Here is a 25,781-nt window from a genome sequence, read left to right as displayed (position 1 = left end):
AAATACCTGCACTTTCGCAGTTATTGTGGGCCTCTGAATAGTCATTCCCCTCGAACGTTGGTAAAGCCCTAAGGGGACTCAGCGGCTATACGCAAAAGCACCTTATACACCGGCGAACAGCAAAAGTCCCTTACAAAGGAACCTGGAACCCACACCCCTCCCTATGCACGAAAGAATATCGGTTTTATACCGGCTAGGCCCCCTAAAACCGGAGTCTTGCCCACCAAAAATGATTCATGCGTAGAATACCGCGTTTTTTCAAGGTATTACATCGCTTTATGAAAGGCAGAAGTGTCATCCAGCGTCTTGACCCATGCTGAAAACATCTTCGGAGGTTTTCGGTTTAAACTACCATGCATCCTGCGATTATTGTAGAAGTCCATGTAACGATCGAGTGCATCATAAGCCTCTTCAAAGGTCATGAAGTCTCTTATGCCGAACAAGTGACGTTCAAGTAGACTGTGAAACGACTCAATGTAAGCATTCATATTCGGCGTCCTTGGCGGAATGCGTTCATGGACGACGTCAAGGCACTCACACATATCTCCAAACAGTTTGCTTACGAATTGCGGGCCGTTATCTGTACGGATTACAGGCATCTCTTCGCCAGGGTTTAGCCGGCTCTGCATCGCATAACAAAGCGTCTGGACCGCATGCTTGGCCTCACATACCGGACCTCTGTACTGTTTAACGACGACACGGTCAAACACATCAATGATGCTGAGCATATAAAAGAAGCGCTCCTGTCCAATGACGTATCCGTATTTGATATCCATTTGCCATAATTGGTTGGAGCCTGTTACGACTCGGTTCTTTGCCAGTCTACGAGGATGCGTCTGTATGCGCTGGCGTGGCTTTTGAAGAATGCCTAGCTCTTTGCATAAGCGATACGATTTCTTTTTGTCCAGTCTCACGTTATGTTGGTCACGAATACATTGTGCAAGAAGCTTGTAGCCATAGACATGTTCTTCGCCCTCTATGAGCTCAAGCAGCCACGCATTGATTTGTTTGTCACACACTTGTTCACCCGTAAACGTATGTGAGTATCCAGGCACAGGGCGCCCTCTCCGGCTTTCTTTGGAACATTCAGATAGCGGGGTGGTAGCTCTCTTCTTACGATCGTAATAGGTGGACTCTGAAAGGCCAAGGATACGCAGAACCAACGCTACTGGTTCACCCCGCTTAATAAATGGTTCTGCTACTTCGAATTTCTCGGATAAGCGGGGTCTTTCTTTTTTAGCAATTCGCGCAGGATCTCAAGCTCTAGCTCTTTCTCGCCAAGTACTTTAACGGCTTTTTCATAGCGTTGTTCTACATCTTGTAGACGCTGCAATTCTTGCAGATGCTCGTCAGCCACTGGGATTTCTTCCGGAGGAATAGAGTCACGGTGATCTCTGATCCACAAACGGATGGTTTCAGGATGGATGTCATACATGCGGGCTAATACCCCCACCTTAATACCAGCCAACGCTTCCTTAACAATTTTAAGCCGTGCTTCTTCTTTCAGCCTTTTCCCCATACTGAATCATCTCCTTGTCCCTAGTTTAAATTATTGGGTGGGAGGACTCCAGTTTATTTAGGGGGCCTAGGAGATACCACAATGGATACACTTGAAACATATGAATCTGAACATCATTAAGGGTTTGTTTATTTGTTAAATTAAGTGTTGACAATTTCATGTGTAAGCGATAACATGTAAATGTGGAAATCGCCATAATTGAAAGTGGGAACGATCCCAAATAAGCATGGAAAACTTGATACGCAGGTTCGTTTTTTTTGAATACAAAATGGGAACGTTCTCAAAAAGTGAGAATTCCTATCGAGCAAGCAAAAAAATAATTTTTAATCCTAAAATTGGGAACGTTCCCGAAAACAAAAAATTTAAATCGCTTTTGCTCAAATATAGAGGGGGGCAGCCGATGAATCCAACGATTCATGACGTCGCTAGAGTAGCGAACACATCCAAAAGTACAGTATCACGTTATTTAAATGGTCAAAAGGTAAAGAAAGCAACAGAAGAAGCCTTAGAGAGGGCGATTATCACCCTAAATTACCATCGGAATGAAAATGCCCGAAGATTAGTCATGAGTCGGACGAATACGATCGGTATTGTAGTTGATAACATTTCGAACATCTTCTACTCGGGCATTATTAGAGGGATTGAAGCCGTAGCCAATAAGAAAGGCTATAACTGTATATTCTATAGTGGAACTTCAAATGCCAAACAAGAAGCGTCCTTTCTCCATCTACTTTTCGAGGGACAGGTTGACGGTATTATCCTTCTTAGCTTCCAGAAGCGGGATCTACTTGAATTGGAGCGCATGCTGGATGTTCCGTATCCGCTTGCATTAATTGGTGATCATGGGGAAATGGATGGCTTATTCTCTGTTGATATCGACAACGCATCTGGGGTTGCTGATCTGGTTACCTATCTACATGAGTTGGGACATCGTCACGTAGCCTATATTTCTGGTCCAGCGTATATGGGTCCTATCAAGTACAGGTTGAAAGGCTTGCAGCAGAAGATGGAGGAATTGCAAATGGAATTCCGGCCGGAGTGGGTCGTCACGTCGGATTGGACGAATCAAGGCGGATACGAGGCCATGAAAGAACTGCTTAAAGAAGAAGGCTATACGGCAGTCATTGCCTCTAGTGATGAAACAGCGATCGGTGCGCTTCGCGCCTTACAGGAGCAAGGGATTCAAGTGCCTAACCAAATGTCGATCGTCGGATTTGACGATATCACCTTGTCGAGCTGGGTGTCCCCGCCATTGACAACGGTTCGCCAGCCTCTGCAACAGGTAGGGATGAAGGCAGCGGAAGGCTTGTTTGCCCAAATAGAGGGAGAAGCCGTAGAGAGAACGTCTCATTTATTTAAACCGACACTGGTGACTCGTCAATCTTGTACCAAACTTTAGAAATGAGTTGAGACCGATGATTTCAAAAATCAATAAGTCGAATTACGGATATCTATTTGTTGCTCCATTTTTTATAGGGTTTGGCATCTTTGGTTTGATTCCGATTCTATATACGTTTTATTTAAGCTTTACCAAGTGGGATGGATTTACGGATCCCGTTTATGTCGGCTTGGCCAACTATTCACGTCTTTTACATGATACTTACTTCTATCAAACGATAGGAAGCACCTTGATTATTTGGGTCATGTCCATTGTTCCACAACTGATCATTGCCCTCGTGCTTGCGATTATTTTGAATGAGAAGTTTATTCGCGGCAAGCATTTTTTCCGGGCTGTATACTATTTTCCTCATATCATTACACCAATTACGCTTGGCGTCATGTTCAGCTTAATGTTCGACTGGCAGACTGGTTCTGTTAATAAAGTGCTGATGGATTTAGGAATCGTTAGCGAGCCAGTGAACTGGTTCAGCAGTCCATGGTGGTCGAGAACGATTGTATCGGGCGTCATTTGCTGGCAATATTTTGGATTTAATTTGATCGTGTTTGTCGCGGGACTGCAATCTATTTCAGAAGAAGTGTACGAAGCGGCGAAGATGGACGGCGCGAATAAATGGAAAAGCACGCTGTATATTACGCTCCCTATGCTGCGTCCCGTCTTTCTGTTCACCTTAATTACCTCCGTAATTGGTGGTCTGCAATTGTTTGATGCACCCCTGATGCTCGGAGATGGTCCTAATAATACGACCCGAACCATGGTCATGTACCTCTATCAAACCGCATTCAAAAATTTCGATTACAGCTATGGAGCAACAGTCGCATATGGTATTTTCGTTGTTGTCATGATCCTGACGGCGATTACAGCGAAAGCTTCAAAGCTTAATGAATAGGAGGTGACGACCCTTGATTAAGAAAGCGTTTCAAATCGATTGGTTTATTTTGAAAATCATCATCTATGTGGTGTTAATTGCGATAGCTTTGACTTGCTTGCTGCCTTTTTACAGTATGATCATTACTTCCACGCACAATAACTCAGACATTGCCCGGAAGCTGCTCATCGTGCCTGGGGACCAGTTCTTCGTGAACTATCATAGGCTGATTGAAACCGTTCACATCTGGCGTGGTTTAGGAAATACGTTATTCATCACCATAACGGCGACGCTCATTAATGTGTATTTTGCTGCGTTAGCTGGCTATGGATTCTCGAAATACAACTTTCGTTACAAGGGTGTATTATTCATGATTACACTTGGGACCATGATGATTCCTGGACAATTGGGGATTATCGGATTTTATAAATTAATGGATGTTTTCCATATGTTGAACACGTATTATCCGCTCTTGCTAACGTCAGTCTATAACGCATTTGGTATTTTTCTAGTCAAACAGTTCGCTGACACATCGGTACCAACCGAAATTATCGAATCCGGAAGAATCGACGGGTATGGTGAAATGCAGCTTTTCCATCGCATCATTTTACCGTTAATGAGCCCTGCACTTGCCACGTTAGCGATCTTCGCTTTCATTGGAAAATGGAATGACTTTTTAGTTCCCATGATTATTTTGTTCGATGCCGACATGCAAACCTTGCCAGTCATGATTGCGAGTGTTAAATCGCAGTTTTCGTCCGACTTTGGCGCTCAATACGTAGGAATTGTGATATCGGTCGTTCCGATCTTGGTATTCTTCTCTTTTATGTCCAAGCGAATTATTAACGGGGTTGCGGCTGGGGCCGTGAAGGGTTGATGCGTAGATATTGAGAGGAGTGATGCGTGCTAATATTTTATCGTCATTTTAACCAGTAAAACATCACTTATACTTGAAAAATAACGCTAAGGGGCGATATATCTTGAAAGCACAAAAATGGGCTTCTATTTTAATGACAACGGTACTTGCGACAGGTGTTTTAACGGCTTGTGGTTCTAAATCAACTAACAATAACTCAGCGACGAATAGTCCTGCGGCATCGGTTGCACCGGTAGATTCGGCCAAGCTGTCTGGAACGCTATCCCTATGGACTTTCTTTGATGGAACTAAAGGCATTGCAACAGCATTTGAGAAGAAATATCCGAATGTCAAAGTTGACGTTAAAGTATTCCCTGGCGATCAATATCAAATCAAACTGTTGTCAGCGCTGCAATCCGGCAAAGATGTACCTGACGTACTCGACCTTGAAAGAAGTTATGTTGGTAAATTCATAGAATCTCCATTTTTGATGGATTTAGCACCAATTGGCGCTGCTGATTTAGTGAAAAACTACATTCCATATGTCTCAGAGCTTGGTAAATCGTCGGATGGCAAAATCAAAGCAATTTCCGACCAATCCTCTCCAGGCGGCTTCTGGTATTTGAAGGAAAATGCCAAAAAATTCCTCGGTACGGATGATTCAAACCAAATCAGCGAAATGGTGAACAGCTACGATAAAATCATTGAGCTTGGTAAAAAAGTGGCGAAGCAGAGCGATGGCAAGGTTCATTTAATCGCGAATACAGGGGACTTGAATGACATTGTTAGTTACAATACACAGCCTTTCTATGTAAATGGCAAATTAAATATCGATCCAAGATGGGAAAAAATATTTAATTACCAAAAAGAAATTCGCACGAACAACGTAGATGCCAAATTACCATTCATGTCAGCGGGTTGGGGTAATGCACTCAATGACGGAAGTGTTGTGTTAGTCGAAATGCCAGCTTGGGCAACGTTCATGATCGGTAACAAAGATAACAAGGCTGTAGGCAAGTTTGGCGTTGCCAAAACACCAGAAGGTTTCTATAATGGCGGAACTTTCCGAGCTATTTATAATAAAACGACCAACAAAGATCTCGCAGCAGAGTTTATCAAATTCTCTGCAAGCGCCGAATGGCAGAACGCCGATCTACTTGCGAGAGGGAACTTGCCAGCGCTTCAAAGTGTTTACGATGCCAATGTGGATAAGTACACAGCGCCACTAACTGGCGATCAAAAAGTGCTTCAGCCTTACTATGCAATGATGAAGTCAATGCCTGTGATTAAGTCCGACAAATACAGCGATTCGATTCTTAGCCTTTGGAGAAAAACAGCAAGTCAAGGGATTACAGACAATAAGAGCTATGCGGATGTTGTAACAGCTTTCCAAAAAGAAGTGAAAGCAGCGTTCCCCGAGCTTCAGTAATTGAAAATAAAAAGCGGCTGTTTCGTGAAGAAACAGCCGCGTATTTAGAAGGAGAGAGACCAGCTAATGAGCATTCTTCATGATTATGTAAACCGAATCCGCATCATTGACGGTCATGAACACCTGGCAACACCGCAAATTCGAAAAAAAGAAAACCATGATTTGTTTTCCTTGCTGCATTATTTGGACTCTGATTTTTACAGCGCAGGCATGAAAATGGGTGCATTAGGAAGACAAAGTTCCTTAGATGTGGAACAAAAAGCTTCCATGTTTATGGATTACTGGCATAAAACGAAAAATACAACGTATGCACGGATGTTTCGAACAGCCATGGAAGATTTATATGAACTCAGCGAGTGGAACGTGAAAGGCCTACTAGAGGCGAATGAAAAAGTAACACAAGCAACGCACAATCCTAACTGGTATGAGCATGTGATGGCTGAAAAGTCCGGAATTGATCTTGCCTTTACACTGATCCAAACAACGAAGCTTACGTACGAGCGTTTTCGTCCCATCATGTTTATGGATTTTACATTCAAACTACGAACACGGAAGGATATCACTACTGTTGAGAGAATGTCTGGCGTTACGGTCTATCATCTGCGCCAATATTTGGAGGCAGTGGATACCTTATTGCATAAATATGTTCAGGAGGGCATGGTCGCGACAAAGTTTGGGCATGCCTACTGGCGCTCCCTATCGTGCGGTAAACCAACCTTCTATGAAGCGGAGCTGGCTTTCAATCGTCTGCTGGGCTGTACACTTGAAGAGTCGCTCTCTCAAGCAGAAGCACAGGCGCTGCAGGATTATTTGATCCATTTCATCATCCAGCGTTCGATTGCCTATGATCTACCGATTCAAATTCATACCGGTCATCATGAAGTAAGTGTTTCTTCCAACGGTAACACGTTAACGAATTCGAATGTGGAGTTGCTGATTCCGCTGCTGCTGGAATACACGGAAGCAAGGTTTGTTCTGCTCCACAGCGGATACCCCTATTACTTGCCATATATAAGCATTGTAAAAAACTTCCCGAATGTCTATGCAGATTTTACTTGGGTGTACATCATTTCGCCAACGGCGGCTAAACAAATTATGCATCAGGTGATTGAAATGGTCCCGATGACGAAAATTCAAGGCTTTGGCGGCGATTATAACTATATCGAAGGGACTTATGCCCATCAGAAGCTGGCCCGCAAGGTGGTGGCGGATGTATTGACGGAGAAGGTAGCAGATGGCGCACTTGACGAATCTGATGCCATGACCTTTGCTGATCGGATATTTCGAACGAATATAATCGAATTATATAAGCTGAAGGATTTGGAGGAATAGCGATGCGGTGGAGGTTATCAGAAAACGGCTTAGAGCATACAGTAAAGGCATTTGAGATTACTACGTCTGAATCCAATCAGCAAGCAAGTCTTCGGTTTTCCAAGTTGTTATCGGCTAGTGGCAGGAACGGGGAGCAGGAAATCGTGCCCGTCGATGAAATAACCTCAACATCTGAGGGACTGCAGGCTTCTGGGGAATCGGAAAGCTTTCAAGTACGATCTAGCTGGAAACAGCTGAGCGATATTTGTGATTATTTCGAAGTATCCATGGATGTGGAGTACAAGGGCAAGCAAGCTACTGCGTACAATTTGCAGTTTGGCTGCAGCCTTGAAGGCGCGGGCAAACCAGATTGGATGATTCCCGGCGCTTTTTATAAAGAGAATCGATTCGAAAAAAATCTGCGGCCCTACCCTCGCTATGATTTTAAAGGTGGCGACGCTCAGCAAATGGTGTCCGATTATTGGTCATTTCGCTCAGACCGAGCAGCTCTTCCTGCTGTGTTCGCATGGAATGACGGCATGTGCGGAGCGCTTTGTACGGATGAAATGTCTCCGCTTGGACTTAGTGGTCTAGGCTTTCGAGGCAATGCAGCTGGGACGGAAATTTGGCTTAACTTCCCCTACAAGGAGGAGCCCGTTACGTTCGTAGGGAATGCGTTGCCAGCCCCAGCCGATTTGCATATGCATACGTTCCAGCCTGATGAGAAAGTAAAGCTTCACTTCTATGTTTACGCAAGCTCTTCTGATGCGCACAGTTACAATCCTTTCGTTCGTCAAATGTATGCCATACATCGTCAAGAAAATGGGCTAAATCCATGGATGGGCTTGGAGCAAGCTGCAGAACTAACGGCACATGGCTTATACGAATGGCACTTTGATAAAGAGAACGACATTCTTAGAGAAACGGCTGCTTTCGACCGCGAGTTTAACAACAATGTCAAAGGAATGGGCGATCGTCCGCACATGCACGTCAGTTGGGTAAGCGGTGTGCCTTATGCTTACGCCTTGCTGACTTATGGCAGGGAAAAAGAGATTTCATCTTATACGGAAGCTGGTATCCGAGTCTTAAATAAAATCGCAACAGGGCTCGCGCCAAGCGGAACGTTCTGGGCTTCATGGGAGCTTGGGAGAGGTTGGACGGCGGGCTGGAATCCGAAAAAGTCGTGGCTGCAGGCACGAACTATATCTGAAGCAACGTTGTTCCTTGTTCGGGCGCTTGCTTTTGAGAGAGTAGCAGGTGTCATGCATCCTGAGTGGGAGCATGCTGTTCTGTCCAATCTTCGATTCGCGGTGGCACATCAGCGCTCCGATGGGAACTTCGGCTCGTACTATGATTGTGAGACTGGCGAAGTACAAGAGTGGGATGGCGCAGGCGGTATGCTGTGGATTGCAGCGCTATTGGAGGGTGCTGCTTATTTTGAAGACGAAGGCTTCTCAGCTGCTGCGGTTCAGGGAGGAGGCTATTACGAACGCTTCATCCGCGACGAGTATATTTATGGCGCTCCAGAGGACGTCCACTTAACACCGACTTCGGAAGATGCTTACAACGCTGTCGTGTCCTACGTTCTGTTATATGAGTTCAATCGTCAGCCAATCTGGTTGGAGCTTGCTTCTAGTGCCGCGGATTGGATGATGACCTTCCGTTGGACTTACAATTTACAATTTCCTAAGCATTCTCTACTGGCACAGTACGATTACTGTTCGCGCGGTGCGGATCAGGCCTCAACATCTAATCAACATTTACACAACTATGGACTTTTTGCTGTACCGGAGATGCTTAGACTATGGACTTATACAGGAGACCGATATTATCTAGATCGTACACGAGATCATATTTCTTGCTTCCTGCAGTTTATCGCGCGTGAAGATGGCGACTTCAATGCTTACAAAGGTATGGTAACGGAACGCTTCTACAATACGAATTGCTTCCAGCCAAAGGGCATGATGCTGACGCTTTCCCATTCTTGGTGTATTGGACTTATTTTATATGCGGCTCAGGCATCTCTGCCTTATGAAAATGAATTAGATTTATACGACCGATAATTGAAGTGGACCAAGGTAAAGTAGGCGGCGTTGCAGCTTATGTAACTTTTGGGAACGTGCCCAAAATGCCAGATAATGTGTAGCAAACATGCAAAGGAGCGATTTCAATGACAAAGAAGCTAGCAATTATCCATACTACGCCTGTAACAGTTGAAAGTTTAAAAGCATTAGCAGATGAGCTTCTGCCTGGGGTTGAAGTGATGAATTGGGTGGATGATTCCATATTGCCGCAGCTTGTAACGAATGGCGGGCAAATCAATGAAATTGAAGAGCGTTTCCTTCAGTACGCTCAAATTGCCGAGAAAGCTGGTGCTTCCTGCATCTTGTCCGCTTGCTCATCCATTGGTGAGCTTGTTGCCCGCGTACAGCCGAAGCTCCATATTCCTATCATACGAATTGACGACGCAATGGCGGATTTAGCGGTAAATTCAGCGGAGAAGGTTGGGGTTGCGGCAACGCTCGAAACGACATTACAACCGACTAAACGAATGCTCATCAGCAAAGCAGAGCAAGTTGGCAAGGCGGTACACATTGAGACAGTCGTCGCAAAGTCTGCTTATCAGAAGCTTATCGCTGGAGATAAGGATGGGCATGATGAAGAACTCGCATCTGTACTTCGCAATCTTGCATCCACCACGGATGTAGTTGTGCTTGCGCAGGCTTCAATGGCTCGCGTGATTTCACAATTTGCTCCAGAGGAACAAATGCATTTTCTCACCAGCCCGCGATTAGGTATGCTGCGGGTTAAACAAGTCATGGAACAATGATAACGTTTCTTCATTTACTAGAAGCTTTATATAAAAGGAGACATACTTGATGACAAACTCAACACCAATTGCACCGGTAATCACATTAAAACAAGCACTTGAGATTTCTGAAGCGAACCATTTTGCGATTGGCTCTTTCTCGCCGCGTTATACACCTATGATTGCAGCCGTTCTGAAGGCGGGCCAAATCGCGAACTCACCGTTGATTGTTCAAATTTCACATAAAGAATTGATTCGTTATGGGATTACAGCAGCTGAATTTGGAGAAGAATTTTACCGTCAAGTAAAGGAGCAGCAAATCACAGTTCCTGTCGTACTGCATTTGGATCACACGAAGGAATTAGAAACCATTAAAGAAGCGATTGCAGCAGGCTTTACGTCGGTCATGATTGATGCATCGGAGAAGCCTTTTGCCGAAAATGCGGGAATTAGCAAGGAAGTTGTGGAATATGCACACACGAAAGGCGTTTCCGTTGAAGCTGAGCTGGGAATGATTGGCACAACAGATTTCGTAGAAACGGATAAAGATGAAGAATTATATACCAATCCACAGGAAGCGGCTGAGTTTGTCGCGATTACCGGTGTTGATGCGTTAGCTGTGTCTTGCGGTACTGCACATGGCGTATATGTCGTGAAGCAGCCGAAAATCGACTATGAGCGCTTGATGGAAATTCGCAGATTGACCCCTGTTCATCTTGTCTTGCACGGCGGTTCGGGCGTACCTCCTGAAATGATGCGCAGAGCCTACCAATTGCCGGGCGGCGGTGTTAGCAAAGTGAATATCGCAACAGATTTGGAGCTTTCCCTGCTCAAAGCACTTGGACGTGAAGAGCGGATGACTAATGAAGAATGTAAGAACTTAACGCCAGATATGCTGCAAGTCGGACGTGATGCCGTTACGCAAACGGTGATGGAAAAGATGAAGCATTTTTTGAATAGCGCTGGTCAAGCAGATGTTTTTAACAAATAGATCGGGGGATTCTCTCAATGAAAGATAACAAACTTTATATGATAGGAAACGCTCATCTGGATCCGGTTTGGCTATGGCAATGGCAGGAAGGATTTCAAGAGGCGAAGGCGACATTCCGTTCTGCTCTAGATCGGATGACAGAATCCGAAGATTTTATTTTCACTTCCAGCTCTGCTGCGATGTACGAGTGGATTGAAAATAACGAGCCTAAGATGTTCGCGGAAATCAAAAAACGCGTGCAGGAAGGACGCTGGAATATTGTCGGCGGTTGGTGGATTCAACCTGACTGCAACATTCCGAATGGGGAATCCTTCGTCCGTCAAGGGCTCTACGGTCAACATTATTTCAAAGAGAAGTTCGGGGTGACAGCTAAAGTTGGCTATAACGTAGACAGCTTTGGGCATAACGGAATGCTGCCGCAAATTCTGAAGAAGAGCGGGATGGATTATTACGTGATGATGCGTCCGATGCCAAATGAAAAAGGGCTGCCAAGCCGACTGTTCATGTGGGAATCGGATGATGGCTCACAAGTCATGACTTTCCGCATCATGTATGAATATTTGTCTTGGGGCAAAGATTTGGAAAACCATGTCCGCCGCTGCTTGGGCGAATTCAAAGAACCGCTTAACGAATTGATGCTGTTCTACGGCGTTGGCAATCATGGTGGCGGTCCAACGAAAGAAAATATCGAGAGCATTCGCCGCATGAACGAGGATCCATCGCTGCCTAAGCTGGAGTTTGCAACGCCGGACGCGTATTTCAAAGAGATGGAGAGCAAGAACTTAAAGCTGCCGGTCGTTCATGATGATTTGCAGCACCATGCTAGCGGCTGCTACGCGGCGCATTCAGGCATCAAGCATTGGAATCGCAAAGCAGAGAATCGATTAATGGCTGCAGAGAAGTACTCGGTGCTTGCTTCATGGATCACGGGTCAACCTTATCCTGCGGAGTTCAAGCAAGCTTGGAAAAATGTGCTCTTTAATCAGTTCCACGACATATTAGCAGGAACCAGCTTGGAGTCTGCCTATGAAGATGCGATGTATTTGTATGGGGAAGCCATGGCTATCGCGGATCGTTCCCTTAATTATGCGGTTCAATCTTTGTCATGGAACATCAACATTGAGCAGGATGTAACTATGAAGCCGATTGTCGTTTTTAACCCTCATGCATGGGAAAGCCGTGTAAACGTTGAGCTTGAAGTAGGAGGCATCAAACCAACGACTGTTTTGCTTGATGACAAAGGGAATCCGGTACCTTTCCAAACGGTGCAATCGCAAGCGTCTGCAAACGGCCGTTTCCGTCTTAGCTTTATGGCTGAGCTGCCTTCCATGGGATATCGGGTATATAAATTGGTGGCTGATTCAGCCTCACAAAAGCCAGTTGGCGAGCCCATTCAAGCAAGCGACTTAGTTATGGAAAATAAACGTTTCCGCTTGGAGTTCGATAAAGAAACAGGCTATATCAAGAGCCTGCACGATAAGATTGTTGATCATGAAGTGTTTAAGGGAGATGGAGCCAAGCCCATCGTCTTGGATGATAATTCGGATACTTGGAGCCATGATGTGCTGCATTTTAACCAAAAGGCGGGTACGTTCAAAGCGAAAAAAGTGTTCCGTGTCGAGCATGGTCCCGTTAAATCGGTCATCCGTGTTGTCAGTGAATATGGCAGCTCAAAGCTAGTCCAAGATTTCACCATGTATGCGGACCGTGATCAAATCGATGTACAGGTAATGGTAGATTGGCGAGAATCCTTCAAAATGTTGAAGCTGGTTTTCCCAGTGAATGTCATCTTTAGCAAGCAAACCTATGAAATACCATACGGTACGATTGAACGTGAACATAACGGCGAAGAAGAGCCAGGTTTAACCTGGATTGATTACTCGGGTGTGACGCGAAAAGGCAACATTATGTACGGACTCAGCCTTATGAATGATGCCAAATACAGCTACAGCATTCATAACCAAGACATGGCGTTGACTGTACTGAGAAGTCCTATTTATGCGCACCACGTGCCTTATGAGCCAGACCCGAATGGTGAGTACTCCTTTATTGATCAGGGCATTCAGCGTTTTTCCTATTCGTTGCTGCCGCATGAAGGGACATGGGAGCAGGCCGGTACGGTGAAGCGTGCAGCAGAACTTAACTGCAAGCCGATTGCTGTTATTGAATCGTTCCATGCAGGGGAGCTTGCGCAATCCGATTCCTATGTGAATGTAAGCCGTGACAATATCGTTGTTAGTGCGATAAAGAAAGCGGAAGATAACGAAGATCTCATTATTCGTGTCTATGAAACGAATAAATCCGCTACGTCAGCCGAGATTGAGCTGCCTAGATGGAAGCGTGTCATTAAGGCGGATTTTAAACCATGCGAGATCAAAACCTTCCGCGTGCCGAAAAATCCGGAATTGCCGATCAAAGAAACCAATATGCTGGAATGGGATGTGGAGTAGATGGAGGCATCGGTTTGGCAGCAGCTGCAGGAAGCCGGGCGTTACATGCTGAATAACGGCTTGGCTTGGGGGAACGCAGGCAATATCAGTGCGCGAACCAAAGCTGACCACTATTTGATTACAGCAAGCGGTACAGACCTAGGGGAACTCAGCGAAGATGACTTCGTTGAGTGTTCTTTATCGGAGGGTGGCTCATCGTCCTCAGTGGCAGGGAAAAAGCCATCCAAAGAAGTGCCCATGCACCAAGCGATTTATGAATCTCGTCCTGATGTAGGGGCCGTGCTTCACGCATCCCCTTTTTATAGCACGATGCTTGCTTGCTCGGGAGAACATCTGCCATCCGAATGGTTTGTTGAAACGATGTATTATTTGGAACGCATAGAACGCGTTCCTTATTTTCATCCAGGCTCACGTGAGCTTGGTGATGCGGTACGGGAGAAGGCATGCGAAGCGAATGTGCTTTTCCTCGAAAATCATGGTGTGCTTGTCTATGATACGAGCGTGAAGGAAGCACGCATGGCCATGCACACGCTTGAGATGGCGTGCCAGATGTATGTGATGGCCAAGAGCTCGGGGATTTCCCTACGCAAGCTGCCAGAAGACGTGGTTCAAAGCTTCTTGAACGAGTCGGGCTATAGGCCGAGAAGGAGGTTCTCCGATTGATTGGTATTATCGCAGACGATATTACAGGGGCTAATGATATCGGCATCATGTACGCTAAGGCAAACATCAGCACGCATGTCTACCCGATGGAGGCGTGGACGGGGAGAGATCAGAGCTATGGCGGCTATCCGGAAGTGCTTGTTCTCGATACGCACTCCCGATTAGATACGCCAGATGATGCTTACACGAAGGTGTACCAGATGACGAAGCGGCTTCAGGAAGCTGGGTGCGAACGTTTTATCAATAAAACGTGTTCTGTATTCCGCGGTAACATCGGAGCCGAATTCGATGCCATGCTGGATGCACTTGAGGCATCTTTTGGCATTGTCGTGCTTGGTTTTCCGAAAAATGGGCGAACTACGTTGAATGGCATTCATTATGTACATGGTAAAAAACTGGAAGAATCCGAATTTCGAAACGATCCCGTGCATCCGATGCGCAGTTCCAATTTGGTAGATATTTTACAATCACAAACGGACCGCAGAGTAGGACTAATTCCCATTCATATTGTAGAACAAGGTGCTTCTGTGTTAGAGGAGCAAATTGCAGTGATGAAGCATTCAGGCTTCACCTATATCATCCTCGATGTGCGTGATCAGCAGACTCTGAAGATAATTGCGCAAGCGGTTCATGCGGAGCCGATTATTTGCGGAAGCTCAGCTTTGGCAGAGGAATTGGCGTTGTTAGAAAAGCCGAATGCCGTGCAAACGGGTGCTGCGAAAAAGCTGCCATCGCTTGGACGATCAGCTGTTTTGTGCGCCGCAGGCAGCTTAATGCCGCAAACAGCTGCGCAAATTGCCTATGCCAAAAAGCAGGGCCTGACAGCGTTAGAGCTCGATTCACTGCTCTTGTTTAGCCCTGCTGAGAAAGAGGCGCATTGCAAGCAATTGGTTGAACAGGCGTCGAGGCTTCTGAAGGACGATCAGGACGTACTCATTCACGCCTCGAATAGTCCGCTCAAAGTGGCGGCGACGAAAGTAAAAGGTGTTGAACTCGGCTACGGCAATACGGAAGTGTCCGTTATCGTTTCGAATGCGCTTTCGGGCGTCATACAATCGGTCGTCAATGAGACAGGGCAGCAACGTCTGCTCATCGCTGGAGGGGAAACGTCCGCTGCTGTCTGCGATAAACTGGGCATTGGCGGACTTAGCATTTGGCAAGAAATTGAGCCGGGATTGCCATCCTGTTTAACACTCCAAACGCCGCAGCGGTTTTTGGTGTTGAAATCAGGCAGCTTTGGCAGCGAGCCCTTTTTCATAGAAGCGATTGAACACTTGAAACAAACATAACTCGTGTGAGGAGGAGATAGACGTATGAGTCAAACGTTGGAGCAGCTTTTCGTGAAATATCCAGACTTGGTACCCTGTCGTTCATCGATCCAAGATGCATTTGAAGCTATGAAGCTGTCGTTTGAAAAGGGAGGCAAAATGCTGCTTGCCGGTAATGGTGGAAGTGCAGCTGATTGTGAACACGTTGTGGGCGAGTTGATGAAAGGATTTATGTCGCCGCGAAAGCTTCTCAAGGAACAGAGGGATAAGCTGATGCTTCATGGTGAGGCACAAGGAACGTATTTGGCCGATCATTTGCAAGGTGCGCTGCCGGCCATCTCGCTTGTCAGCCATACCGCGTTTGCAACAGCTTTCAATAACGATGTGGCGGCAGACATGGTTTTCGCGCAGCAGGTATACGGCTATGGCAAGCCGGAGGATACACTTGTTGTATTCAGTACATCGGGTAACTCGGCTAATATTGTACACGCGGTGCAGGTTGCCAAAGCAGTTGGTGTCTACACCATTGGTTTGACTGGGGAAGGCGGAGGCTGCTTAAAAGAACTTTGCGATGTGACGATTCGCGTGCCTTATCGTTCAACGCCAGACATTCAGGAACGCCATCTTCCAATTTACCATGTGCTATGCATGTTGTTGGAGGAGGCATTTTTCGTATGAGTCTTCTTCTAGGTGGCATTGATATCGGAGGTACGAAGTGCGCTGCGGTACTAGGCATTACGGCTGGAGAGACCGTTAACATCTTGGATAAAATAAGCTTTCCTACTCCGGCAACGCCGAATGAAGCACTTTTGCAGCTTGGTGATGCGCTGGAGCGATTGGTGCAGAGGAACCCTGGAGGTAAGCTGCAAGCTATCGGCATTAGCTGCGGCGGTCCTTTAAGCAGTAAAGATGGCCTCGTGCTATCGCCGCCTAATTTACCTGGCTGGGACCGTATTGATGTGCTAACTCCTTTTCGAGAACGGTTCCATGCAGCTGTCGGATTGCAAAATGACGCTAACGCCTGTGCGTTAGCTGAATGGAAATGGGGAGCCGGACGAGGTTCCCAGAATATGATCTTCTTGACCTTTGGAACTGGAATGGGGGCGGGTCTTATTCTAAATGGCCGCTTATATGGAGGTGCGAACGATATGGCCGGCGAGGTTGGGCATATCCGTTTAGCTGAGGATGGACCTCTAGGCTATGGTAAACAAGGCTCGTTTGAAGGGTTTTGCAGCGGAGGCGGTATTGCCAGGCTAGCAGTAGGGATGACGGAAGACTGGTTCACAACAGGGGGATCCACAATTCTTCCTATTGCTAAGGATCAGCTCCAAGAGCTCACAGCGAAAGATGTATTCGAAGCCGCGCATGCTGGCGATGATCTGGCGATGCTGGTCATCCGCAAGGTAAGTAGTCAGCTGGGCAGGGGACTTTCGATCCTGATTGATATCCTCAATCCGGATACCATTGTCATCGGGAGTATTTATGAACGGCAGGAGTCCATGCTTGCCCCTATGGTTATGGAGGAACTAAAGCGTGAGGCACTGCCGATTTCACTAGGCGTTTGCGGAATTGTTCCTTCGGGTTTAAAGGATAATGTCGGAGATGCCGCCAGCTTATCTGTAGCGTTGCATGCATTTGAACAATAACGGTTATAAGGAGGCCCCCCAGTGTTTCAATTAAATGAAATCGAACTTCAGTATGTCAGTTCAAGCGGCTTGCAGGATGTTCTGGGTCGTATTGGTGTTATCGTGACGCCGGATTCGGGTCCGGCATTCCAACTTCTGCGTCGAGCAAGTGAAGAGACTGCGGGAACAGATTATCTCGGTGATTACACAGAAATGAAAGTAACTTATTTGAATGAAGCAGACACTGCTGTTGTTCATTTAAGGTTCCGCTGTTACGAATCCTTTGTACTAACATCGGTGCAGGGCGAATTGAAAAATGCCAATGATTTTGGCAAGCAGATCTGCTTTGCCGCTCAGAATGGCATCATCATTCATGCACAAGGAATGACGAATATAGATGGCTTAATGGCCAATTATCAGCATAAGGACTGGTGGACACGGCCTCATTTTGACCAAAACTGGTCGACATTGCCTGAACGGACACAATCGCTGCTTTGGCGTAAGGAATCGGCATTCTATCATTTGTTACCGGTATGCGGACCTGTGTTTCGAACGGATGTGTGCGGAGCAGAAGACGGATTGCAAATTCGCGTTTCCTCGCATCAAGGAGGAAGAACGCGCTGTGAGTCCTTATCATTTGTACTAGGCACGGGGACTGATCCTTATCAGCTTGTAGAGCGACATGTGGAAGCTGCGCTCCATATCCTTGATTACCCGACGCTCCCTCGCGCACGTAAACCTTATCCTGAAATTCTCGACTCTCTAGGCTGGTGCAGCTGGGATGCGTTCTACCATCAGGTCAATGAAGAAGGTCTGTTGGTAAAAGCGGAAGAAATACAGGCCGCTAACTTGCCGGTGCAATGGGTGATGATTGACGATGGATGGTCACAGACACTCGATAAAAAATTGTCCTCATTTGAAGCGGATGAAGAAAAATTCCCCCAAGGTCTTGCAGGAACCGTCCGTCAGCTCAAAGAAAAGTATGGCATTCGTTGGGTCGGGGTTTGGCATACTATTGCAGGCTATTGGGGTGGCATTCATCCGGATTCGTCAATCGCTAAACAGTATAGTGACTACCTCTACAGCAACGCCAAAGAGAGCTTAATACCCTATCCGGATGCAGGCCGTGGATTTGGTTTCTGGCATGCTTGGCATTCCTTCTTGGAGCGTCAAGGAATTGATTTTGTAAAAGTAGACAGCCAAAGCGCCGTCTTGAACTTCACGAAGCATGAGTGGGCGATCGGTGAGGCTGCCGCTGCAGCTCATGAGGCGCTGGAAGCATCTGCGGCATTGCATTTTAACCATACGATCATTAACTGCATGGGGATGGCTGCGGAAAATATGTGGCACCGTCCTAAGTCCTCTGTGTCTCGCAACAGTGATGATTTCGTTCCCCAAGATCAATTTGGTTTCGCTGAACATGCCTTGCAAAATGCTTATAATTCCTACTATCACGGTGCTTTTTATTATGGCGACTGGGATATGTACTGGACTAAGAATCATGATGATATTCAAAATGCTGTGCTGCGTTCGGTTAGCGGTGGACCGATTTACTTCAGTGATGCACCCGGCAACACCGATGCTTCAAAAATATGGCCATTAATTTATAACAACGGAAAAATCATTCGCTGTGAGCAAACACCGAACCCTACAGCTGATTGCTTGTTCCTTGATCCTACGAAGGAAACCGTACCGCTCAAGCTATGGAATATCGCCAAGTCATCCGGTGTCGTTGCTGCATTCCATATTGGTAAGTATACGGATTCAGTCAAAGGCACGGTCGGCCCGTCCGACGTTCCTGGTTTGAAAGGCGATGAGTTTGTTCTCTATGAACATTTCTCTGGTGAAATGAAGATCATGCGTCAGGGCGAACAGCATGCTTTCGAGCTGAAGCCTGGTCAATGTGCGATTTATCTGATCATTCCGTCAGATGGTGCTGTGACGCCAATTGGATTAACAGACAAATATATCGCAACAGATGCGGTTAGCCATGTGAAATTGGAAGGTTCTACATTAGCAATTCAGCTCAAAGAAGGCGGTGCGTTCCGGTTCGTGTCGGAGAATAGTCGTGTATCCGCGCAGTTGAATGGCAAGGTGCTTCCAGTTTTACTTGTCAGTGAACATTTGTATGAAGTAGACGTTCCGATGTTGGATGAAAAGCTGAACATTGTTCTTTCCGTATCGGAATAACACGTGCATGTGGAGGCGAGAAGACATGGACATGGCGTGGGTCATGAGGGAAGGTACGCTGTGACGCGGCTCCTACCATCGGATTGTGACCGCGGGAACTTTCTCAGGATGAGGTGGCTACTTTGTTTTTAGCTTTGGATATAGGCACAACGAACATTAAAGCAGGGGTAGCTGATGAAAATGGAAACCTGCTGGCTACGGCAATTAGGGCTAACCGGAAGCACCAGCATGCACTGGGATACGTTTACTATGATCCGCAGCATTTGTGGAGCACGGTAGTTGAGCTTATCAATGAAGTGGTAGCCGGAGCGGCCGCAACATCCATTCGTTCAGTGGGTATCACTAGTATGGCTGAAAGCGGGCTGCTTGTGGATCGCCAAACGGGCGCAGCCAGAACGGTGATTATTCCTTGGTTTGAGACATGTGCCTTATCCTATGAGGCGCGGATAAAAAATGAAATTGACGCTTACGAGCAGTTTTGCCAAAGCGGACTGCATCCATCATTCAAGCAAGGGCTGTCAAAACTGCTTTGGATACAGGCAACACAGCCCGAGGCGCTTGAAGGCAGTGTTTGGCTATCTGTTTCCGCCTTTGTTGCCTTTCTACTTACTGGAAGGTTTGCCGAAGAGGAAACACTTGCTGCCCGAACCTTCGTGTATCGGATGGATAAGCGGGCTTGGAATCTGTCACTCATCCAACATTTTGGGCTGGATGAAAGTCATTTTCCAGCTGTAGTTGCCACGGGGACTTCCATTGGAACCGTGCTCCCAGATGTTAGAAGGAAGCTTGGCTTAGGTGGTGATACAGCTGTTTGTCTTGCAGGGCACGATCATGTATGTGCATCCTTGACGATAGGTCAGCCAGAGGTTGGGCATGTCTATAATTCCATGGGCACTGCGGAAACGTTGGTTGGGCACTTCGGCATAAGGGCACTTGGGGAAGCCGATTATCATTCTGGACTTGCCTTTGGACGCCATCCTTTGCCGGATCATATGTTTTGGATAGGCGGTCACTCGGCTTCCGGGGGCTCAGTTGAATGGCTACGGGATCTTTTGGATAAAGGAGATTTGTCCTACTCCGAAATTCTGGAGCTGTTAGATCAGGTAACCCCTGCCCCGACAGGTATCCTTTACTACCCTTACTTGTCTGGTTGCGGTGCGCCTTTTCCGAATGCGGTAGCAAAGGCTGGCTGGTTTGGACTAACAACGCGACATAGTCGAGGCGATATGTTCAAGGCCATTTTGGAAGGCAACGCTTATCAGATGGAATGGCTGCGGCTGGAAGCCGAGAAAGTGGGAAGAGAGCCTATCAACAAACTCATTGTTGTAGGTGGGGGCGCCAAGAATAAACACTGGCTGCAAATAAAAGCTGACGTCTCGGGCATCGAACTGCAGCATCCGAATTTGTCGGAAGCAACCCTACTTGGCGCTGCATTAATAGCGGGTGTCGGTTCTGGTGTTTACGCTTCTTTCGAGGAGGCTATACATGCTCTTCCAGCACAAGAAAAGCAAGTTTACGTTCCTGATCCTTTGAGACACGAGCAGTATCGGTCCTTGTTTGAGAATGGGTTCTTGCGCTTTCGTCCGATGCTCCTAGAGTATGACATGTGGCTAAATCAGCAGTCCCAAAGCTAACCTTAACAGGCTAGCTTTTTTTTGCGTAACAATGCTATTCTGGAACAAATAGATTTCAAAGGGAGAATAAGGAAATGAGAAAACGGAGGTTAATCTTTGAGAAAAAGTGTTGGAATCATCAGCTTTGTTATTTTACTCATTTTGAGTTATATCGTTGTCGCGCCCTATCAATATAGCATGACAGCCCTGCAGTTTTACGTGGTAACCACAGCTTGCATACTGCTTTCAGGCCTGTATATCTTTCTATTTTCCCAAAGAATTACAATTGAAAAAGGTGTAGGTATTGTATTTCTCCTGTCCATCATCATCTTTTCGCTGGTAGAAATTCAACACCAAATCTCCAATTTAAGAATCAAGCAAATGATTGAACCTTATGTGCATAACGCACCATTAAAAATAATAGAAAATGATACATCTCAATCGGCTTCTCTACCCGGTGATCCTAGTAAGAATGAATTAAGCGAAGCTCAAGGATCTAGAACTATATTTCTAGAAAAAGCGATAACTCTTGGGAAAAAAGTGGATAGATATACGTTTGTGTTTAAACGTCCTCTTTTTATGAATCGTGTCGATCTGTCTCAAAAATCTTGTATCGATGGCTTCATTTTGTGTAATTATTATTATGTAGGCACTGCTATTATCGACGCAGATAACGATGAGTTGATCGCATTTTCAGTCATGAATAAAGGGGTAGGGAAGTGAAATTCCATCGAAATCGGAAGCCATCATCCTTGTTGTTCATAAGAGGTTGCCGAACGGACTGACGCATAGGTACCTTCAAAATGCAACTGAACAACTCTGAAAATAGAAATATTGGAATCAGGAGCAAGGTGGTGTCGAAAAAAACAGAAAAAACACCACACTGAAACGAAAAACTTGGAGAATACAATTGAATGATGGCAAGAAATGACAAAGCGTATTACAATTTTATTAGGGACGATAATTAGAATGCGGTCCATAGGGCTGCATTTTTTTTTGTGTAAATTAAAGAGTCATTTCTGTATTATGACCACTATTTCTTGAAATAGTCTGCTAGTTTCGCTAGTTCGGCGGACCTATAATGAAGTCAAGTAAACGCCATCATTTAGCTTTTACAGGGGGTAAATGTTTACGGACAGTATATAAACAGGAGGGTGTTAATCGAATGAAAAAATTGGTAGTGATAGGACTGGCAACAATGTTTGCGCTTACAGCATGTTCGGACAACAAACCAACTTCAACAACAGAAACTCCAAAGGCAACAGGAAACGCTAAACCGGCCAAGCTATCGCTTAACTGGTCCGTCATGAGTGGACTGATGGGGAATGTGACACTGCCTTCCGCTGACAAAGATTTCGTCAAAAAAGCGATTGAAGAGAAATTTAACGTGGACTTGAAAATCGATTATATGGTGACAGGCAAAGAATATCATGACAAGCTGAATGCGACCTTGGCGGGCGGAAGCGCTCCTGATCTATTCATCGCCGGTGGTGCCGAGTCCCAGAAGTACATTAACGACGGTATAACTGCTAATCTGAGCACATTCGTTACGAAAGAAACGATGCCTAATTATTTCAAGTGGGTAACGAAAGAAGAAGTAGATGCTTATCAACTCAAGCAGGGTGAGTTCACTCGCGGTATGGTGCCTTTCTCACGTAACACCTATGCTTCCTGGTATATTCGCCAAGACTGGCTCGATAAACTGGGGTTGAAGTCACCCAAGAATTATGATGAACTGACCAACGTATTAACCCAGTTCACGAAAGCTGATCCAGACGGCAACGGCAAACAAGATACTTACGGGTTTACGGCAGCAGGCAGCGGACAAAATCTTCCTTTCGACTTCCCGCAATGGTTGAACAACGGTTTTGTAGCTGACTTCATGATCGTCGACAACAGCTATGTTGATAATCGGACGGATCTTAAAGTACAAGGTGTTATCGATCAAGTGGTAGATTGGAACAAAGCTGGAATCGTAGATCCGGATTGGTTCCTGAACAAACCGCCAGCTCATTTTGATAAAGCTGCTCAAGGCAGAGTCGGCATGTTCTTCACGGCAGGCGACAAAACAGTGGCGCTGGACAGTGTGGCAACAAGCGTACAAAACCGTACGAAAGCTCTAGATCCAAAAGCCAATTGGCAGCCGATCTATCCGCTCGACAAGCCGATCATGTGGAAATACAACGTTCCTACAGACACGTTCTTGATAAGCAAAACTACAGCCGATAAGAGTCCGGACAAAGTGAAGCGTTCCTTGGAAATCGTCAACTGGCTTACTGGTGAAGAAGGCTTCTTATTGACCCACTTCGGGCAAGAAGGTAAGCACTACACGAAATCTGGCAACAAAATTACTTTAAATGTTACTGCTTTCGAAGCTGATATCGCCAAAGCAGGCAACTGGCTGAATGTGTATGCGGCATTTACACCGGAAGATCCTAATGTACTTGGATTAGAACTGATTGATTCCCGTGTTTCCGAGCATGACCGTGCAATTCTGAAAACGGTCGAAGGCTTCCCGAAACATAACGCATTGCCTCCAGTAAGCTTAGTTCCTCCTGCTGGCATCAACATCGGGGATTTCCGCAAAGAAATGAGCAAATTCCATGCCAAAGCAGTTCTTGAAGACAAGAGTGGTAAAAATTGGCCGCAATACCGTGAAGAACTGATGACTAAGTTCAAAGGTAGAGAAATTTTCACCGAGTATACCAAACAATTGAACTCCGTTATGAAAGATAAGAAACTTAACGATTTTAAATAAACGTGTCGAGGCATCGAGGGGAACCCTGAGTTGTTCATGGGTTTCCTTCTGCCTTCCAACAGAGATACGGCTAGGAGGATACGGCGATGGCGGAAACCACAACTGCAATGAAAGAGAAACCTACAGCTATACGCCCTGTGAGGCAAGGTAAACTAAGAAGCATTTACCACAGCAGATGGTTCTACCTCATGATGATACCCGGACTGGTCTATTATATTTTGTTTCATTATGCTCCTATGGCAGGAACGTTGATTGCTTTTCAAAACTATAACTTAATGAAGGGCATTTGGGGAAGTCCTTTTGTCGGCTTCGATAATTTTCGAGTTATTTTTGATAATCCTGAATTTTTGCAAATTATGAGAAACACGCTGTTAATCAGTGTTTACAAAATTGTGGGCAACATGGTGCCTGATGTTATCCTTGCTCTAATGCTGAATGAAGTCAGGGTGCTTTGGTTCAAACGAGCGGTACAAACCATTACTTACGGGCCTTATTTTCTATCCTGGGTTATCGTGTATGGATTAGCTTTTTCTTTCCTTGCTCCAGGCTCCGGTTTGATCAGTACGTTTGTACGCGATATGGGTTGGGGACAAATTGATTTATTAACGAACAAGGATTTCTTTAGACCAATGCTGGTGCTTTCTGAAATTTGGAAAAATACCGGATTCGGAGCCATTATCTATTTGGCGGCTTTGGCATCCATCAACCAGGAACTTTATGAAGCTGCCGTCGTGGATGGTGCAGGACGTTGGCGTCAGCTCTGGCATATAACGCTGCCTGGTATCCGTGATGTATTCGTGCTCATGTTGATTATTAGAATCGGCGGCATACTGGATGCAGGCTTCGATCAGGTTTTCATCTTCTTGAATGCTCGGGTGTATGATGTCGGGGATATTGTGGATACATGGGTTTATCGATATGGCTTTGAGCGTCTTGAGTTTGGCGTTGCAGCAGCTATGGGTGTTTTCAAATCCTTAGTAGGACTCATTTTGGTTATAGGTGCAAACAAAGTGGCCAAGAAAGTCGGGGGTTCCGGCATATGGTAGATTGCATTTTGGAAAAGGAGGGGGATTACGATGTCATTCGTACTCCAGAAATCAAAAGGGGATAAGGTTGCTGATACGGCTATAAATACCGTTCTGGCCCTGTTTGCCCTCGTTACGCTGTTTCCGCTGTACTATGTCGTTGTCGTATCGTTGACGCCTTATATTGAAGTCATGAAGAATGGCGGTTTCGTAATTTGGCCGGAACATTTAACTTTTCAAGCGTATAAAGAAATATTCGGAAGCGCGCGTATTCCCCAGGCGTTGAAAATTACCGTATTCATTACGATTGTAGGCACGACTTTGAATCTGGTAGTCACCACGCTGTTGGCGTACCCCCTATCCAAGAAGTCTGTTCCTGGCCGTAATTTCATCCTGATGGCGCTCGTATTCACAATGATTTTTAGCGGCGGTATAATCCCGCTTTACATTATGGTTCGCAGTCTCGGATTATACGATTCGGTCTGGGCGCTCGTTATTCCAGGAATGGTCTCCACGTTTAACTTACTGATTGTCAAAACGTACTTTGAAAACCTCCCGTCAGAAGTAGAGGAGGCAGCCAAAGTGGACGGATGCGGAGATATACAGACACTATTTCGCATTGTACTTCCACTATCGGCGCCTATTATGGCTACGATTGGTTTGTTCTACGGAGTTACGCATTGGAACGAATATTTCAAAGGTATCTTTTATATTTCCGACAAAACGCTTATGCCCATGCAGGTCGTGCTGAGAAGCATGATTCAAGCGCCGAATGTTAGCTCTGAGCTTTCGATTAATTCATTGGCTCTCGACGCGCTGCCTCCGGAAACGATCAAGATGGCCGTAGTTGTTGTAGCGACTTTACCTCTGCTGATCATTTATCCGTTCCTGCAAAAATATTTTGTCAAAGGTGCATTGTTAGGCTCCGTTAAGGGGTAATGGTGAGCTCACGAGTAAACAGTAAAGATTTAGGTACAAAGAAGTATTGACCATGCTATAATATTTAT

The 25,781-nt window shown here is 45.9% G+C and carries 21 protein-coding genes; 19 read left to right on the top strand and 2 right to left on the bottom strand.

Annotation, left to right across the window (positions count from 1 at the left end):
* Nucleotides 1-266 precede the first annotated feature (266 nt).
* Both NYR53_RS22480 and NYR53_RS22475 read right to left on the bottom strand, forming a co-directional pair.
* Nucleotides 267-1,187 carry an IS3 family transposase gene (locus tag NYR53_RS22480; RefSeq protein ID WP_261306485.1) on the bottom strand — a complete coding sequence of 307 codons (921 nt, stop codon included), beginning with the start codon at nt 1,185-1,187 and terminating at the stop codon, nt 267-269.
* 11 nt (nt 1,188-1,198) lie between these two features.
* Nucleotides 1,199-1,519, bottom strand: a complete 321-nt coding sequence (locus NYR53_RS22475) for a helix-turn-helix domain-containing protein (RefSeq protein WP_261300830.1) — start codon at nt 1,517-1,519, stop codon at nt 1,199-1,201.
* 400 nt (nt 1,520-1,919) lie between these two features.
* Between NYR53_RS22475 and NYR53_RS22470 the strand changes: the two genes are divergently transcribed.
* From NYR53_RS22470 to NYR53_RS22380, 19 genes are all read left to right on the top strand, one after another.
* Entirely contained in the window at nt 1,920-2,918 is a 999-nt protein-coding gene (locus NYR53_RS22470) for a LacI family DNA-binding transcriptional regulator (RefSeq protein WP_261301382.1), read from the top strand.
* Between the two features lie 16 nt (nt 2,919-2,934).
* Nucleotides 2,935-3,807 (top strand): carbohydrate ABC transporter permease, encoded by an 873-nt coding sequence (locus tag NYR53_RS22465; protein ID WP_261301381.1) that lies wholly within the window; start codon nt 2,935-2,937, stop codon nt 3,805-3,807.
* A 13-nt stretch (nt 3,808-3,820) separates the two neighbouring features.
* Nucleotides 3,821-4,663, top strand: coding sequence for a carbohydrate ABC transporter permease (locus tag NYR53_RS22460; RefSeq protein ID WP_261301380.1), 843 nt, complete (start codon nt 3,821-3,823; stop codon nt 4,661-4,663).
* Between the two features lie 103 nt (nt 4,664-4,766).
* On the top strand, nt 4,767-6,071 hold the full coding sequence (locus NYR53_RS22455) for an ABC transporter substrate-binding protein (protein ID WP_261301379.1): 1,305 nt from the start codon (nt 4,767-4,769) through the stop codon (nt 6,069-6,071).
* A gap of 66 nt (nt 6,072-6,137) precedes the next feature.
* A complete protein-coding gene (locus tag NYR53_RS22450) occupies nt 6,138-7,403 on the top strand; it encodes an amidohydrolase family protein (protein WP_261301378.1) in 1,266 nt (421 codons plus the stop codon).
* Nucleotides 7,404-7,405: 2 nt separating this feature from the next.
* Nucleotides 7,406-9,445: a hypothetical protein gene (locus NYR53_RS22445; protein ID WP_261301377.1), complete on the top strand. Its 2,040-nt coding sequence runs from the start codon at nt 7,406-7,408 to the stop codon at nt 9,443-9,445.
* A gap of 107 nt (nt 9,446-9,552) precedes the next feature.
* A complete protein-coding gene (locus tag NYR53_RS22440; protein WP_261301376.1) occupies nt 9,553-10,212 on the top strand; it encodes an aspartate/glutamate racemase family protein in 660 nt (219 codons plus the stop codon).
* A gap of 49 nt (nt 10,213-10,261) precedes the next feature.
* Complete coding sequence (locus tag NYR53_RS22435) at nt 10,262-11,182, top strand: class II fructose-bisphosphate aldolase (protein WP_261301375.1); 921 nt, start codon at nt 10,262-10,264, stop codon at nt 11,180-11,182.
* A gap of 17 nt (nt 11,183-11,199) precedes the next feature.
* Entirely contained in the window at nt 11,200-13,632 is a 2,433-nt protein-coding gene (locus tag NYR53_RS22430; protein ID WP_261301374.1) for an alpha-mannosidase, read from the top strand.
* Nucleotides 13,633-14,295 carry a class II aldolase/adducin family protein gene (locus NYR53_RS22425; RefSeq protein ID WP_261301373.1) on the top strand — a complete coding sequence of 221 codons (663 nt, stop codon included), beginning with the start codon at nt 13,633-13,635 and terminating at the stop codon, nt 14,293-14,295. It abuts the gene before it with no gap.
* Nucleotides 14,292-15,584 (top strand): four-carbon acid sugar kinase family protein, encoded by a 1,293-nt coding sequence (locus NYR53_RS22420; protein WP_261301372.1) that lies wholly within the window; start codon nt 14,292-14,294, stop codon nt 15,582-15,584. Before NYR53_RS22425 ends, NYR53_RS22420 begins: the two co-directional genes overlap by 4 nt.
* 24 nt (nt 15,585-15,608) lie before the next feature.
* Nucleotides 15,609-16,241, top strand: a complete 633-nt coding sequence (locus NYR53_RS22415) for a D-sedoheptulose-7-phosphate isomerase (protein ID WP_261301371.1) — start codon at nt 15,609-15,611, stop codon at nt 16,239-16,241.
* The gene (locus NYR53_RS22410; RefSeq protein ID WP_261301370.1) at nt 16,238-17,209 is read left to right on the top strand and encodes an ROK family protein; all 972 of its coding nucleotides are present in this window, start codon (nt 16,238-16,240) and stop codon (nt 17,207-17,209) included. Before NYR53_RS22415 ends, NYR53_RS22410 begins: the two co-directional genes overlap by 4 nt.
* A 21-nt stretch (nt 17,210-17,230) precedes the next feature.
* The gene (locus tag NYR53_RS22405; RefSeq protein WP_261301369.1) at nt 17,231-19,378 is read left to right on the top strand and encodes a Sip1-related alpha-galactosidase; all 2,148 of its coding nucleotides are present in this window, start codon (nt 17,231-17,233) and stop codon (nt 19,376-19,378) included.
* Nucleotides 19,379-19,512: 134 nt separating this feature from the next.
* The gene (locus NYR53_RS22400) at nt 19,513-21,012 is read left to right on the top strand and encodes an FGGY-family carbohydrate kinase (RefSeq protein ID WP_261301368.1); all 1,500 of its coding nucleotides are present in this window, start codon (nt 19,513-19,515) and stop codon (nt 21,010-21,012) included.
* A 96-nt stretch (nt 21,013-21,108) separates the two neighbouring features.
* Complete coding sequence (locus NYR53_RS22395) at nt 21,109-21,714, top strand: hypothetical protein (RefSeq protein ID WP_261301367.1); 606 nt, start codon at nt 21,109-21,111, stop codon at nt 21,712-21,714.
* A gap of 442 nt (nt 21,715-22,156) precedes the next feature.
* Nucleotides 22,157-23,749: a type 2 periplasmic-binding domain-containing protein gene (locus NYR53_RS22390; RefSeq protein WP_261301366.1), complete on the top strand. Its 1,593-nt coding sequence runs from the start codon at nt 22,157-22,159 to the stop codon at nt 23,747-23,749.
* Between the two features lie 86 nt (nt 23,750-23,835).
* Nucleotides 23,836-24,795: an ABC transporter permease gene (locus tag NYR53_RS22385; RefSeq protein WP_261301365.1), complete on the top strand. Its 960-nt coding sequence runs from the start codon at nt 23,836-23,838 to the stop codon at nt 24,793-24,795.
* 30 nt (nt 24,796-24,825) lie between these two features.
* Nucleotides 24,826-25,713, top strand: a complete 888-nt coding sequence (locus tag NYR53_RS22380) for a carbohydrate ABC transporter permease (RefSeq protein WP_261301364.1) — start codon at nt 24,826-24,828, stop codon at nt 25,711-25,713.
* Nucleotides 25,714-25,781 lie beyond the last annotated feature (68 nt).

The organism is Paenibacillus andongensis (genome assembly GCF_025369935.1).
Taxonomy (GTDB): Bacteria; Bacillota; Bacilli; order Paenibacillales; family NBRC-103111; genus Paenibacillus_E; species Paenibacillus_E andongensis.
Note: the sequence above shows the minus strand (reverse complement) of the source record. Positions and strands in the feature narration are given on the sequence as shown.